Here is a 15,656-nt window from a genome sequence, read left to right as displayed (position 1 = left end):
CATGCTTTACGACATCAGCCTGAAGATCATCTATGACTACGAAGTGCCGGTGTCCGGCGGCCGCCACCTCGTGCGCGTGCTGCCGGCGACGCTGCCCGGTCGCCAACGTCTCGTCGTCGGCTCGCTCAGCTGCCATCCCATGCCGGCCGAACGTACCGAGAGCATCGACTTCTTCGCCAACCCGTTTACGTCGATTCTCTTTCGCAACTCGCATGCAGACCTGACGATCCGCATGCAGGCGCGCGTGCAGGTGGAAGCACAGGCCCTGACCGCGGACTTCTCCCCTGACCTCACCGGCCTGCCGGCCGAGCTTGCGGCCTGCTGGTCCGTCGATGCCGACGCGCCGCATCACTTCGCCGGCCCGAGCCCACTCTTGCCCGAGGTCGCCGACATTGCCGCCTACGCGCGTGACACCATTACCGACACGATGACCGTGCGCCAGATCGCCGTTGCACTGTGTGACCGCATCCATCGCGACTTCGCCTATGACGGCGAGGCGACAACCGTGAACACGACGCCGGCAGAAGCGTTCAAGCTCAAGCGCGGCGTCTGCCAGGATTTCGCCCATGTCATGATCGTGGCGCTCAGAAGCCTCGGCATCCCTGCCGGCTATGTTAGCGGTTTCCTAAGGACGATCCCTCCGCCCGGCAAGGAGCGCCTGGAGGGGGCCGATGCCATGCACGCTTGGGTGCGCGTCTGGTGCGGCACAACCGGTGGGTGGCTCGAACTCGATCCGACCAACAATATTCCGGCTGGAACCGACCATATCGTCGTCGGCCATGGCCGCGACTACGGCGATGTCGCGCCCGTCATCGGGGTCCTGAAAAGCTACGGCAGCCAAACGACGAAACAGGCGGTCGACGTCATTCCGGTACCGTGACCCGATTTGGCACAGGCCGATTCCCGCTTCGGAACAGACAGGGTGCCGCAGAACCCCTTACAACAACCGGTTTTCCGGCAATCCATTAAAATTGCAAGGATTGCCGGAACGATATCGTAAGCCATCGCCGCTATTGATGCCCCCAAGCTTGCAACGTGTTCCTTTGGGGTGTGCAAAGATGGGAAGACGATACACGGTAGGCCGGTCCTTCGCAGCCATGCTCAAGGACCGGGGTGGCAATTTTGGCATCATGGCAGCACTCGCGGCGCCATTGGTGTTGGCAGCCGGCGGCGTCGCCGTCGATCTGGCCACCATGATCACGACGAAAAACCAGATGCAGGATGCAGCCGACGCGGCAGCACTTGCGGCTGCGTCCGCACTGGTTGCAAACAAGGATACGCTGGCGACCGAGAAGGCCAAGGAAATCGCCTTGAACTTCCTGAAGGCGCAGTCGGGCGCAAGCTCGACCGATCTGCCCGGTGGAGCCGGCGGCAGCGACCCGGGCACCAGCAGCGCTTCCGCGGGCGGCGTGACCGACCCGACGGAGACCCAGGTTCAGCCGACGGTCGACATCGTCATGACGACTGTCGGCAAGAGCGACAAGGCCTTCAAGGTCACGATCGTCAACAAGCAGACAATTCAGCTCAACCCCATGACGCGGTTGCTCGGACAGAAGTCCGTCAATCTGGAAACGGTAGCCGTTGCCGAGAGCGCGACGGAAACCAAGAACGCCATGTCGATGTATCTCGTGCTCGACCACTCGGGCTCGATGGCCTTCGTGACGAATGTGAAGGACGAGAAGCGCACCAAGTGCAAGAACTGGACGGCGGAGAACTGGGGCAAGAGCATCTCTGAGACCAGCCCTTGCATGATCGACAAGATCACGACCTTGAAATCCGCGGTTGAGACGCTGCTGAAGCCACTCACCGAGATGGACCCCGACAACAAGTATGTCCGTGTCGGCGCTGTTTCCTATAGCAGCTCCATCTTCCCGGAAGAGAAACTGGCCTGGGGCACGACGAAGGCCAGTACCTACGTCAAGAACCTGGAGGCGAACGGCGGCACGGATTCGAGCGGCGCCTTCGCCAAGGCCGTCACGGATCTGAAGCTCAAGGGCGAAAACGACGCGCACACGGCATCCAACGGCCTGACGCCGAAAAAGTACATAGTCTTCATGACCGATGGGGCGAACACACATTTCGAAGGAAAGGCGTTGACCATCCCGGCGGCGCCAAAGCCGGAACCGGAACTCGACAAATACAAAGCCCAGGATTCCAAATCCGACACGGCAACGCTCAAGGCGTGCCAGGATGCCAAGGACGCCGGCATTCGCGTCTTCACCATCGCCTTCATGGCGCCGATCCAGGGAAAATCGGTGCTCAGCCGATGCGCCAGCAGCACAGCCGACTACAAGTCGCCGGAAGATGCCGCAGCTCTGGTCAAGGTTTTCGGTGAAATCGGCGCCACCACCTCGGGCAAGATGGCACGCCTGACAAGGTAAGACAGACCACATCGCTGACGATGCCGCCCGGCCCCGCTGGGCGGCATTTTGCGTTTCGGCGGGATACGTTCTCCACCGTCTGAGACAAGTCTAATCCATTTAAAAACATCTGTTGCAAGCGCTTCGGATCGATGCATAAATTGGCTTTATCCCCGGTCGGGTCCGGCCTGCGATCTCCCAACGCAAAAGGGTAAAGACAGTTTCATGATGAACAGGCTCTCCACCAACGACGTGCCGCAGCCCGCCCCAAGGTCGTCTGAACCTAGCCAGCTCGCCGTCGAAATCCTCGAACGTCTGAAGTACCGCATCGGCAAGGACCCGAAGGTCGCCAAGCCCCATGACTGGCTGACGGCGGCGATCCTGGTTGCGCGTGACCGCATCACCGACAAGTGGATGGACTCCACCCGCAAGACCTACGCAACCGGCGCCAAGCGCGTTTATTATCTCTCGCTCGAATTCCTCATCGGCCGGCTGATGCGCGATGCGATGACCAATATCGGCCTGATGGACGAGATGCGCGACGCACTCGCCTCCCTCGGCGTCGATATCGATGTCGTCGCCCAGCTCGAGCCGGATGCGGCCCTCGGCAATGGCGGTCTCGGACGGCTGGCTGCCTGTTTCATGGAATCGATGGCGACCGTCGACGTACCCGCCTATGGCTACGGCATCCGCTACATGCATGGCCTCTTCCGCCAGCAGATGGCCGATGGCTGGCAGGTGGAACTACCCGAAACCTGGCTTGCCCACGGCAACCCCTGGGAATTCGAACGCCGCGAAAGCTCCTACGAAATCGGCTTCGGCGGCGTGGTCGAAACCGCCAATGTCGACGAGGAAATCCAGCGTTTCGTGTGGAAACCGGCCGAGCGCGTCATCGCCACCGCCTTCGACACGCCCGCCGTCGGCTGGCGGGCAAAACGCGTCAACACGCTGCGCTTGTGGACCGCGCAGCCGATTGACCCGATCCTGCTGGCCGCCTTCAACGCCGGCGACCACATCGGCGCCCTTCGCGAAAGCAACAAGGCGGAAAGCCTGACGCGTGTTCTCTATCCGGCCGACGCGACGCCAGCGGGCCAGGAGCTGCGCCTACGCCAGGAATACTTCTTCTCCTCGGCCTCGCTGCAGGACATCCTGCGCCGTCACCTGCAGCAATACCCGGATTTCAACTCGCTGCCGGACGCCGTCGCCATCCAGCTCAATGACACCCATCCAGCCATTTCCATTGCCGAACTGGTGCGGCTCTTGACCGACCTGCACGGCCTCGATTTCGAGCAGGCCTGGGACATCACCCGCCGCACGATCTCCTACACCAACCACACGCTTCTGCCCGAAGCGCTCGAAAGCTGGCCGGTACCGCTGATCGAGCGCCTGCTGCCGCGCCACATGCAGATCGTCTATGCGATCAACGCCAAGATCCTGATCGAGGCCCGCCGCCAGAAGGGCGCCACGGACGACGAAATCCGCAACATCTCGCTGATCGACGAAAGCGGCGAACGACGCGTGCGCATGGGCAATCTCGCCTTTGTCGGCTCGCACTCGATCAACGGCGTTTCGGCACTGCACACCGAGCTGATGAAGGAAACGGTGTTTGCCGACCTGCACAAGCTCTACCCGGACCGCATCAACAACAAGACCAACGGCATTACGCCGCGCCGCTGGCTGATGCAGTGCAATCCCGGTCTCTTCGGACTGATCCGCGACGCGATCGGCGACGAGTTCATGGACAATACCGAGGCGCTGCAGGCGCTCGACGTCTTCGCCGACAAGGCGGACTTCCAGGAACATTTCGCCGCGGTCAAACGCGCCAACAAGGTGCGCCTCGCGCAGCTCGTGCAGAGCCGCCTCGGCATCCGGCTCGATCCGTCGGCGATGTTCGACATCCAGATCAAGCGCATCCACGAGTACAAGCGCCAGCTCCTCAACATCATCGAGGCCGTGGCGCTCTACGACCAGATCCGCTCCCATCCGGAGCTCGACTGGGTGCCGCGCGTCAAGCTCTTTGCCGGCAAGGCGGCGCCGAGCTATCACAATGCCAAGCTGATCATCAAACTGGCCAACGACGTCGCCCGTGTCGTCAACAACGATCCGGCGGTGCGCGGCCTCCTGAAGATCGTCTTCGTGCCGAACTACAACGTCTCGCTCGCCGAGATCATGGTTCCGGCTGCCGACCTTTCCGAGCAGATCTCGACGGCCGGCATGGAAGCATCGGGCACCGGCAACATGAAGTTCGCGCTGAACGGCGCCTTGACGATCGGTACGCTCGACGGCGCCAATGTCGAGATGCGCGACTGGATCGGCGAGGAAAACATCAAGATCTTCGGCATGACCGCCGAAGAGGTGACCAGGGCACGAGCCGAAGGTCACAATCCGCGCGCCATCATCGAAGGCTCGCGCGAGCTGTCGCAGGCGCTGCAGGCGATTGCGTCCGGCGTGTTCTCGCCCGATGACCGCAATCGCTTCGCAAGCCTCGTCGAAGGGCTCTACAATCACGACTGGTTCATGGTCGCTGCCGATTTTGAAGCCTACGCCAAGGCGCAGCGCGAGCTCGACCAGCTCTGGACGACGCCGTCCGACTGGCACGCGCAGGCAATCCGCAACACCGCACGGATGGGCTGGTTCTCGTCCGATCGCACCATCCGGCAATATGCCGGGGAAATCTGGAGAGCTGGATGACGCCCTCGGCCGGCAAGGACCCGGAACCCGCAGCTTCAGGTCTGCTGTCAGCCCCGGATATCGCGGCCATCCTCAAGGGCACGCATGACGACCCCTTTGCGGTTCTTGGCGTGCACCCCGTCGGCAAGACCGTCCTTGCCCGCTGCTTCGTCCCCGATGCCGAGACGGTGACGGTCGAAACGCTCTCGGGCAAGGACCTGGGGGCGATCGAACGGCGCGACGATGCCGGCTTCTTCGAAGGCCCGGTGGCGCTGAAGAAGCCACAGCCCGTCCGCTACCGCGCCCGCAATCAGGGCGGCGAATGGGTGGTCGTCGATCCCTACAGCTTCGGTCCGGTTCTCGGACCGATGGACGATTATTACATTCGCGAAGGCTCGCATCTCAGGCTCTTCGACAAGATGGGGGCGCACCCGATCGAGCATGACGGTGCCAGCGGCTACCATTTCGCCGTCTGGGCACCGAATGCGAAGCGTGTTTCGGTCGTCGGCCAGTTCAACGACTGGGACGGCCGTCGCCACGTCATGCGGCTGCGCACCGACACCGGCATCTGGGAAATCTTCATTCCCGGCGTCGATGCGGGCCTTGTCTACAAGTACGAGATCCTCGACCGCAACGGCACGCGTCTGCCGCTCAAGGCCGATCCCTTTGCCCGGCGCTCCGAACTACGCCCGAACACGGCCTCGATGACCACGCCGGAAATCGCGCAGACCTGGGACGACGAGGCACACCGCAAGCATTGGGCCTCGGCCGACGCAAGACGGCAACCGATCTCGATCTACGAAGTGCACGCCGGTTCCTGGCAGCGCCGCGACAATGGCGAGATGCTCTCCTGGGACGAGCTTGCCGACCGGCTGATCCCCTACTGCGTCGACATGGGCTTTACTCATATCGAGTTTCTGCCGATCTCGGAGTTTCCTTTCGACCCCTCCTGGGGCTACCAGACAACCGGTCTTTATGCGCCGACCGCCCGTTTCGGCGAGCCCGAAGGTTTTGCCCGCTTCGTCAACGGCTGCCACAAGGTCGGCATCGGCGTCATCCTCGACTGGGTGCCGGCACATTTTCCGACCGACGAGCACGGCCTGCGCTGGTTCGACGGCACCGCACTCTACGAACACGAGGATCCGCGCCAAGGCTTCCACCCCGACTGGAACACGGCGATCTACAATTTCGGCCGCCAGGAAGTGCTGTCGTTCCTCGTCAACAATGCGCTCTACTGGGCGGAAAAATTCCATGTCGACGGCCTGCGCGTCGATGCGGTCGCCTCGATGCTCTACCTCGACTACTCGCGCAAGCACGGCGAGTGGGTGCCGAACGAATATGGCGGCAACGAGAACCTCGAGGCCGTCCGTTTCCTGCAGACGCTGAACACGGAAATATACGGCTCTCACAAGGGTATCCTGACGATTGCCGAGGAATCGACCTCCTGGCCGAAGGTCTCCCATCCGGTCCATGCGGGGGGTCTCGGGTTCGGCTTTAAGTGGAACATGGGCTTCATGCACGACACGCTGCAATATCTGTCGCGCGAGCCGGTGCACCGCAAGTTCCACCACAACGACCTGACATTCGGCCTGCTTTATGCCTTCAACGAGAACTTCGTGCTGCCGCTGTCCCATGACGAGGTCGTGCACGGCAAGGGCTCGCTGATCGCCAAGATGGCCGGCGACGACTGGCAGAAGTTCGCCAATCTCCGGGCCTACTATGCCTTCATGTGGGGCTATCCCGGCAAGAAGCTCTTGTTCATGGGTCAGGAGTTCGCGCAATGGCGCGAATGGTCCGAGGATCGAGCGCTCGACTGGAACCTGCTCGAATACCATCTGCACGAGGGCATGCGACGGCTGGTGCGTGACTTGAACGGCACCTACCGCGCCAAGCCGGCGCTGCATGCGCGCGATTGCGAAGGCGAAGGTTTCGAATGGCTGCTGGCCGACGACCGCGACAACTCGGTCTTTGCCTGGCTGCGCAAGGCGCCCGGCGAAAAACTGGTCGCCGTCATCACCAATTTCACCCCCGTCTACCGGGAAAGCTACGCCATCCCGCTGCCGGTCAAGGGTCGCTGGAAGGAGATCCTCAACAGCGACGCGGAAATCTATGGAGGAAGCGGCAAGGGCAATGGCGGCGCGGTTTTTGCCGAGAAGAACAGCACGGGAGCGATCATGGCCAACATCACCCTGCCGCCGCTCGCGACACTGATTCTGGAACAGGAGTAATTTATCCGACCCGCCAGCCGAAGGCGGCGGAAGACTGCAAATATCGAGGGCCGCAAGGCGTCGCAGAAGGCCGCCGTGACGACCCCTTAAGGTCAATGAATGGGGAGGACAAATGGTGGAAAAGCGTACGCAACCTCTGGCACGTGATGCCATGGCCTATGTTCTCGCCGGCGGTCGCGGCAGTCGCCTGAAGGAACTGACCGACCGACGGGCGAAGCCGGCGGTCTATTTCGGCGGCAAGGCCCGTATCATCGACTTCGCGCTGTCGAACGCGCTCAACTCCGGTATCCGCCGCATCGGCGTCGCCACCCAGTACAAGGCGCATTCGCTGATCCGCCACCTGCAGCGTGGCTGGAACTTCTTCCGCCCGGAGCGAAACGAAAGCTTCGATATTCTCCCGGCCAGCCAGCGCGTTTCCGAAACGCAATGGTACGAAGGCACGGCCGACGCCGTTTACCAGAACATCGACATCATCGAGGACCATGGCGTCGAATACATGGTGATCCTTGCTGGCGACCATATTTACAAGATGGACTACGAATTGATGCTGCAGCAGCACGTCGATTCCGGCGCCGACGTCACCATCGGCTGCCTCGAGGTGCCGCGCATGGAAGCAACCGGCTTCGGCGTGATGCATGTCGACGAAAAGGACCGCATCATCGCCTTCGTCGAGAAGCCGGCCGATCCGCCGGGCATTCCCGGCAATCCGGAGATGGCGCTTGCCTCCATGGGCATCTATGTCTTCCACACAAAGTTCCTGATGGATCTTCTGCGCCGCGACGCCGCCGATCCGAAATCGAGCCGCGACTTCGGCAAGGACATCATCCCCTACATCGTCGATAACGGCAAAGCCGTCGCCCACCGTTTCGCAGAGTCCTGCGTGCGGTCGGACTTCGAGCGCGAGGCCTACTGGCGCGACGTCGGCACGATCGATGCCTATTGGCAGGCCAATATCGACCTGACCCACGTGACGCCGGAGCTCGACATCTACGACAGCACCTGGCCGATCTGGACCTTTGCCGAGATCAAGCCGCCGGCGAAATTCGTGCATGACGATGAAAACCGCCGCGGCTCGGCAACCTCGTCGCTGATCTCCGGCGACTGCATTATCTCAGGCGCCGCGCTCAACCGCAGCCTGTTGTTCACAGGTGTCCGCGTAAATTCATATTCCCGTCTGGAGAATGCCGTAGTTCTTCCCGATGTGAAGATCGGTCGCCACGCGACGCTGCGCAACGTGGTCATCGACAGCCGTGTCGTGATCCCCGAGGGCCTCGTCGTCGGTGACGATCCGGTGCTCGATGCCAAGCGTTTCCGGCGTTCGGAAAACGGCGTCTGCCTGATCACGCAAACGATGATCGACAAACTGGGAATGTAGGCACTTCATGAACGTCCTGTCCGTTGCGTCCGAAGTCTATCCGCTGATCAAGACCGGGGGGCTCGCCGATGTCGTCGGCGCGCTTCCGGCAGCGCTTTTGCCGCACGGCGTCAAGACCCGCACGCTGGTGCCCGGCTATCCGGCCGTGCTGCAGAAGCTGAAGAAGAAAAAGAAGGTCGGCAGTTTCGAAAACCTGTTCGGCAATCCGGCGACAGTTCTCGCCGCCGAAATCGACGGGCTCGATCTGCTGGTCCTCGACCAGCCTGAACTCTACGCCCGAGACGGCGGCCCCTATGTCGATGCCACCGGCCGCGACTACGTCGACAATTTCCGCCGCTTTGCCGCACTCTCGCTTGCGGCGGCAGAAATTGCCGGCGGCGATGTCGTCTCGGGCTGGAAACCCGATATCGTTCACGCCCATGACTGGCAGACCGCGCTGACGCCGGTCTACATGCATTTCGGCCCGGCGGCCGCAACGCCGACGGTGATGACGATCCACAACATCGCCTTCCAGGGCCAGTTCGGCGCCTTAGTCTTCCCCGAGCTTGCCCTTCCCGCCGAAGCCTTCTCGATGCAGTTCGTCGAATATTACGGCGACGTCGGCTTCCTGAAGGGCGGCCTGCAGACCGCCGACGCCATTACCACCGTCAGCCCCTCCTATGCGCAGGAAATCCTGACGCCCGAATTCGGCATGGGCCTCGAAGGCCTGTTGAAGAGCCGCGTCGCCGACCTCTCTGGCATCGTCAACGGCATCGACGCCGACATCTGGGATCCGCAGACCGACCCGCACATCGCCCAGCATTTCAGCGCAACGAGCCTGAAGCAGCGCGCGGCCAACCGGCGTGCGCTCGAGGAACGCTTCGGCCTTGAAAAAGGCAACGGCCCGATCTTCTGCGTTGTCAGCCGGCTCACCTGGCAGAAGGGCATGGATCTGGTCGCCGAGATCGCCGACGAGCTCGTCGCCATGGGCGGCAAGCTCGTGGTGCTCGGCTCCGGCGACGCGGCGCTCGAAGGCGCGCTGCTCGCCGCTGCCTCCCGCCATCGCGGCCATATCGGCATGGTCACCGGCTACAACGAGCCGCTGTCGCATCTGATGCAGGCGGGCTCCGACGCCATCCTCATTCCGTCGCGCTTCGAGCCCTGCGGGCTTACCCAGCTCTATGGCCTGCGCTACGGCTGCGTGCCGGTCGTCGCCCGCACCGGCGGCCTTGCCGATACCATCATCGACGCCAACGAGGCCGGGCTTGCGGCCAAGGTCGCGACCGGCTTCCAGTTCACGCCTGTCAATGCCGATGGGTTGCGGCTTGCGATCCGGCGGGTGCTGCGTGCATACAGCGAGCCCAAAGTCTGGTCGAAAATTCAGACCCAGGGCATGAAATCGGACGTTTCCTGGGCCACAAGTGCCGAGCGTTACGTCTCTCTTTATTCCGGACTTCTCGGGAAAGGTTAAGTCAGCATGATAAGAACGGTTACCACAACCCCCTACGGCGACCAGAAGCCTGGCACGTCAGGGCTGCGCAAGAAGGTCCCGGTCTTCCAGCAGAAGAACTATGCCGAGAACTTCATCCAGTCGATCTTCGATTCGCTCGAAGGCTTTCAGGGCGAAACGCTTGTCATCGGCGGCGACGGTCGCTTCTACAACCGCGAAGTCATCCAGATCGCCATCAAGATGGCGGCGGCCAACGGCTTCGGCCGCGTGCTCGTCGGCCGCGGCGGCATCCTGTCGACGCCGGCTGCCTCCAACGTCATCCGCAAGTACAAAGCCTTTGGCGGCATCGTGTTGTCGGCCAGCCACAATCCTGGCGGCCCGACCGAAGACTTCGGCATCAAGTACAACATCGGCAATGGCGGCCCGGCACCGGAGAAGATCACTGACGCGATCTTCGCGCGCAGCAAGGTGATCGACAGCTACAAGATCTCCGATGTCGCCGACATCAACCTTGATGCCGAAGGCACGCAGGACATCGACGGCATGACGATCACCGTCATCGATCCCGTCGCCGATTATGCCGAGTTGATGGAAAGCCTGTTCGACTTCGGCGCGATCCGCAAAATGATTGAAGGCGGCTTCCGCGTCGTCTTCGATGCGATGAGCGCCGTTACCGGTCCCTATGCCAAGGAGATCATCGAAAAGCGACTCGGCGCGCCTAAGGGCTCGGTGATGAACTTCATCCCGCTGCCCGATTTCGGCGGCCACCACCCGGACCCGAACCTGGTTCATGCCCGCGCGCTCTATGAGACGATGATGGCGCCCGACGCACCGGATTTCGGCGCCGCTTCCGACGGCGACGGCGACCGCAACCTCGTCATCGGCCGCGGCATCTTCATCACACCGTCCGACAGTCTAGCCATGCTCGCCGCCAACGCGCATCTGGCACCCGGCTATGCCAAGGGTCTTGCCGGCATCGCCCGTTCGATGCCGACCAGTGGTGCTGCCGACCGTGTCGCCGAAAAGCTCGGCATCGGCATCTACGAGACGCCGACCGGCTGGAAGTTCTTCGGCAACCTGCTCGACGAGGGCATGGCGACGATCTGCGGCGAGGAAAGTGCGGGCACCGGCTCCAACCACGTGCGCGAGAAGGACGGGCTCTGGGCAGTCCTGCTCTGGCTCAACATTCTGGCGGTGCGCAAGGAAAGCGCGCTCGACATCGTCAAGAACCATTGGGCGACCTACGGCCGCAACTACTATTCGCGCCACGACTACGAAGAGGTCGATTCTGATGCGGCCAATGGCCTGATCGCCAACCTGCGCGACCAGCTTGCCACGCTGCCCGGCAAGTCCTTCGGCGCGCTCAAGGTCGCGACCGCGGACGACTTCGCCTACAACGATCCGGTCGACCATTCCGTCAGCAAGAACCAGGGCATCCGCATCCTGTTCGAAGGCGGCTCCCGCGTCGTCTTCCGCCTGTCGGGCACCGGCACATCGGGAGCAACGTTGCGCGTCTATATCGAGCGCTTCGAGCCGGACGCCTCGCGTCACGATATCGAGACGCAGACGGCGCTCGCCGATCTCATCGCCGTTGCCGAAGAGATCGCCAGCATCAAGACCCGCACCGGCCGCACCGAGCCGAGCGTCATTACCTGAGATACCGCACTATCGGGGCCGCTTGATGCGGCCCTTTTTCGTTTGCCGCTTACCCCCCTCTGCCCTGCCGGGCATCTCCCCCACAAGGGGGAGATCGATCTGCGGCACGGCCTTGCCCTAAGATGGCGTTGACGTCGCAGGGATCCCCTCGCCCGTAAACCAACGCATCGGTTTATCGGTGGAATGGGAGGATGCCACAAGTCAACCTCCCCCTTGTGGGGCAGATGCCCGGCCGGGCAGAGGGGGGTGGGTCACACACACACACCGACGACACCACGAAGAGGGCCGCCTTCATGCCGACCAAAGGAAACCCACCCCTCGGTGCCATCATCACCTCCGAAGGCACCGTGTTTTCGGTCTGGTCGCACAATGCCGCCCGTATCGATCTCTGCCTTTTCGACAAATCAGGCGCCAAACAGCTGCGCCAGCTGCCGATGACGCGGAACGGCGACATTCACAGCTTGAAGGTTGCCGACGCGCCGAAAGGAACGCGCTACGGCTTCCGGGCCGATGGCGTCTATTCGCCCGATCACGGTCTCTGGTTCGATCCGTCCAAGCTTCTCGTCGATCCCTATGCCATCGAACTCGACCGTCCGTTTGGCCATGATCCGCGCCTGACGATCTTTGGCGAAGACACCGCCGACCTCGTACCGAAAGCGATCGTCACCGAGGTGAAGGCTGCCAAGGTGAAGGCGCCGCTCTTTCGCGCCGGCGGCCTTGTCTACGAAATCGCCGTCAAGCCTTTCACCATCCTTCATCCCGACGTGCCCGAAGCCAAGCGCGGCACGGTGGCCGCCCTCGCCGAGCCCGCCATCATCGAACATCTGAAGCGCCTCGGCGTCTCGGCCATCGAGCTGATGCCGATCGTCGCCTGGATCGACGAACGCCATCTGCCACCGCTCGGTCTGAAGAACGGCTGGGGTTACAATCCGATCGCCCCTATGGCACTCGATCCGCGCCTGGTGCCGGGCGGCATCAAGGAGCTGCGAAAGACCGTCGAGGCGCTGCGCAAGGCCGGCATCGGCGTCATCCTCGATCTCGTTTTCAACCACTCCGGTGAAAGCGATCGCTTCGGCACAACGCTGTCGATGCGCGGCCTCGACAACCTGACTTATTATCGTCACGCCACCGACCGCCCGGGCGAGCTGATCAACGATACCGGCTGCGGCAACACGATCGCCTGCGACAATCCGGTGGTCGAGGCACTGATCCTCGACAGCCTGCGCCACTTCGTCAGCGCTGCCGGCGTCGACGGCTTCCGCTTCGATCTCGCCTCGATCCTCGGCCGCGACATGGGCGGCTTCCACCGCGATGCCCCACTCTTTCAGGCGATTGCGGCCGATCCGCTGCTTGCCGACCGGGTGCTGATCGCCGAGCCCTGGGATATCGGTCCCGGTGGCTACCAGCTCGGCAATTTCCCCGCGCCCTTCCTCGAGTGGAACGACCGCGCCCGCGACGACCTCCGCATCTACTGGCGCGGCGACCGCCATTCGATTGGCGCGCTGGCGACAGCGCTTGCCGGCTCCTCAGGCAGTTTCGCCCGCTGGGGTGAGAGCGGCACGCGCACGGTCAACTTCATCGCCGCCCATGACGGCTTCACGCTGGCCGATCTCGTCTCCTATGCCGGCAAGCACAACGAGGCGAACGGCGAGGAAAATCGCGACGGCCACAACGAGAACCATTCCTGGAACAATGGCGCCGAAGGGCCGACGGCGGATCCGGAAATCAAGGCGGCTCGCCGCCATGACGTGATGGCGCTCATCGGCACGCTCTTTGCCACCCGCGGCACGATCATGCTGACCGCCGGCGACGAAGCCGGGCGCAGCCAGCGGGGCAACAACAACGCCTACTGCCAGGACAACGCCATCACCTGGCTCGACTGGACGGCGATGGACGACGAGATCGTCGCCCATACTGAGGCCCTGTCAGCCATGCGCTCCCGCTTCGGCGTTTTCGACGAGACCACGTTCCTGACAGGAAACGGCGACGTCGAGTGGTGCCGTCTCGACGGTCACCCGATGACCGTGACCGACTGGGAGCATCCGGCAACGGACAATCTGACAATGGTGCTGACCACCCCCGACCGCACCCAGAAGCGGGCAACGCGGCTTGCCGTCGTCATCAATCGCAGCCATGCGCCGCATCCCCTCCGCCTGCCCGACAGCGTCAATGGAAAATGGCAGGATGCGCTCGCAGCGTCATCCCCCGCCGATCACGTGGCGCCGCGCTCCGTTGCCTTCTTCGTCGAGGTTTTCTAAAGCTTTTCCACCACTTGCAGGTTGCAACGGGCGAGCCTATAGATCGCTTGGGGGGCTTGTTTCGAGGCGTTTACATGCTGCACGACATTTCACTTTCTGAGATCAAGGTGCTGGTCGGCAAGGAGGTCGGCGTTTCCGACTGGATCACGGTCACGCAGGAAACAATCGACAAATTCGCCGAGGCAACCAGCGACTATCAGTATATTCACGTCGACCCGGTGCGGGCCGCTGCCGAAACGCCCTTCGGCGGCACGATCGCGCATGGCTTCCTGTCGCTCTCGTTGCTCTCCGCGATGAACTACAATTGCCTGCCGAAAATCCGCGAACAGACCATGGGCATCAATTACGGCTTCGAGAAAGTGCGCTTCATCGCGCCGGTGAAGAGCGGCGCCAAGGTGCGCGGCCACTTCACCATGGCCGATGCCCGCTTCCGCGGCGCCAGCATGCTGATGATCACCTACGACGTCAGCGTCGAGATCGAAGGCGAGCGCAAGCCGGCGCTGACGGCAACCTGGCAGACGATCATCCAGTTCGATCCCAAGGATCGCCCCGCCGATGCCTGAGGCGGTTTGAGCAGGCAGATCCCATGACAGTAGCAGTCATCGTCGAGCCGGCCGACGGGCGTTTCGTCAGCGACTTTGCCGGCTGCGACTTTTCCTTCGAGGTTACGTCCGAGGCACGGCCGCCCTTCATCGGCCCCGATCTCGGCGACGTCGCTCTGGTCGAGAGCTACATCAAGACCTATGGATCCGACCCGGACGAGCTTGTGGAGACCGCGGCTGGGCCGGATGCCGCCCTCTTCACAGCGCGTCTCGACGGCCGGCTCGCCGGTTACATTGCACTCTCGAAGGCGTGGAACGGCTATGCCGAGGTGGACGATATCGCCGTCGACAAGGACGCGCGCCGCGCCGGCGTCGCGCGAGCTCTCATGGACAGGGCAGTGTCCTGGGCGCGGGAACGGGGCCTGCCGGGGATCAGGCTTGAGACCCAATCGAACAATGTCGCCGCCTGCCGCTTTTACGAGCGCTACGGCTTCGAGCTCGCCGGCCACGACCGACACCTCTATTCGGCATTGACGCCGGGAACGCACGAGATTGCGCTCTTCTGGTACTTGCGCTTCGCGTAAAAAAGCAAGGCGGCTGTCGTGGTCGCAAGATCAGTAAATGGAGAAGTCATTGCGCCAGCGTATCATCGTCTGCCCGCTCATTCAGAACAGGGGCGCCTACTTGCTCTGCAAGATGCCGCCCGATCGCGGCGTGTTTCCCGGGCAATGGGCGCTTTCGGGTGGCGGCCTCGAGCCGGGCGAACGTCTCGATGAGGGCTTGCGCCGTGAAATCCGGGAAGAGCTCGGAGACCGTCTGGAGATCGGAACGATCAAGCCCTGGACCTTCCGGGACGACATCCGGACAAAGTCCTATGCCGACGGCTCAACCGAGCAGCTTCATATGATCTATCTGATCTTTGACTGTGAGGCCGAAAATCGCGAGGTCAGCCTCAACGACGAGTTCGTCGAACATGCCTGGGTCGAACCCGAGCACCTTCAGGATTACGACCTGAACGACGCGACGAAGCGCACGCTCCTCGAAAAAGGCATCTTGCTCGCTCGGCAATGAGAGCGAGCTGTTTCAAACAGTCTTCGAATGCCGGGAGGTGCTTGCTCGCACCTCCCGGCTTTTTCAT

Annotated in this window: 11 protein-coding genes; all 11 read left to right on the top strand. The window is 62.5% G+C overall.

The annotated features are described in order from the left end of the window. The first annotated feature begins 1 nt into the window (after position 1). Positions 2 to 880, top strand: a complete 879-nt coding sequence (locus IB277_RS18000; RefSeq protein WP_034786844.1) for a transglutaminase family protein — start codon at positions 2 to 4, stop codon at positions 878 to 880. A gap of 178 nt (positions 881 to 1,058) precedes the next feature. Continuing rightward, on the top strand, positions 1,059 to 2,381 hold the full coding sequence (locus tag IB277_RS17995; RefSeq protein ID WP_192371329.1) for a pilus assembly protein TadG-related protein: 1,323 nt from the start codon (positions 1,059 to 1,061) through the stop codon (positions 2,379 to 2,381). Between the two features lie 207 nt (positions 2,382 to 2,588). Next, complete coding sequence (locus tag IB277_RS17990) at positions 2,589 to 5,051, top strand: glycogen/starch/alpha-glucan phosphorylase (protein WP_034787265.1); 2,463 nt, start codon at positions 2,589 to 2,591, stop codon at positions 5,049 to 5,051. Continuing rightward, positions 5,048 to 7,258, top strand: coding sequence for a 1,4-alpha-glucan branching protein GlgB (glgB, locus tag IB277_RS17985; RefSeq protein WP_090297918.1), 2,211 nt, complete (start codon positions 5,048 to 5,050; stop codon positions 7,256 to 7,258). Before IB277_RS17990 ends, glgB begins: the two co-directional genes overlap by 4 nt. Positions 7,259 to 7,370: 112 nt before the next feature. Further along, on the top strand, positions 7,371 to 8,633 hold the full coding sequence (gene glgC, locus IB277_RS17980) for a glucose-1-phosphate adenylyltransferase (protein ID WP_034786853.1): 1,263 nt from the start codon (positions 7,371 to 7,373) through the stop codon (positions 8,631 to 8,633). A 7-nt stretch (positions 8,634 to 8,640) separates the two neighbouring features. After that, the gene (gene glgA, locus IB277_RS17975; protein WP_090297920.1) at positions 8,641 to 10,083 is read left to right on the top strand and encodes a glycogen synthase GlgA; all 1,443 of its coding nucleotides are present in this window, start codon (positions 8,641 to 8,643) and stop codon (positions 10,081 to 10,083) included. Between the two features lie 6 nt (positions 10,084 to 10,089). Continuing rightward, positions 10,090 to 11,718, top strand: a complete 1,629-nt coding sequence (locus tag IB277_RS17970; RefSeq protein WP_034786858.1) for an alpha-D-glucose phosphate-specific phosphoglucomutase — start codon at positions 10,090 to 10,092, stop codon at positions 11,716 to 11,718. 293 nt (positions 11,719 to 12,011) lie between these two features. Further along, a complete protein-coding gene (gene glgX, locus IB277_RS17965; protein ID WP_090297923.1) occupies positions 12,012 to 13,976 on the top strand; it encodes a glycogen debranching protein GlgX in 1,965 nt (654 codons plus the stop codon). 74 nt (positions 13,977 to 14,050) lie between these two features. Further along, positions 14,051 to 14,539 (top strand): MaoC family dehydratase, encoded by a 489-nt coding sequence (locus tag IB277_RS17960; protein WP_034786863.1) that lies wholly within the window; start codon positions 14,051 to 14,053, stop codon positions 14,537 to 14,539. 23 nt (positions 14,540 to 14,562) lie between these two features. Continuing rightward, complete coding sequence (locus tag IB277_RS17955) at positions 14,563 to 15,102, top strand: N-acetyltransferase (protein WP_090297926.1); 540 nt, start codon at positions 14,563 to 14,565, stop codon at positions 15,100 to 15,102. A 37-nt stretch (positions 15,103 to 15,139) separates the two neighbouring features. Beyond that, positions 15,140 to 15,589, top strand: coding sequence for a nucleoside triphosphatase NudI (nudI, locus tag IB277_RS17950; protein WP_200949884.1), 450 nt, complete (start codon positions 15,140 to 15,142; stop codon positions 15,587 to 15,589). The last annotated feature ends 67 nt before the right edge of the window (positions 15,590 to 15,656 follow it).

It is taken from the genome of Ensifer sp. ENS07 (assembly GCF_014852185.1).
Taxonomy (GTDB): domain Bacteria; phylum Pseudomonadota; class Alphaproteobacteria; order Rhizobiales; family Rhizobiaceae; genus Ensifer; species Ensifer adhaerens.
Note: the sequence above shows the minus strand (reverse complement) of the source record. Positions and strands in the feature narration are given on the sequence as shown.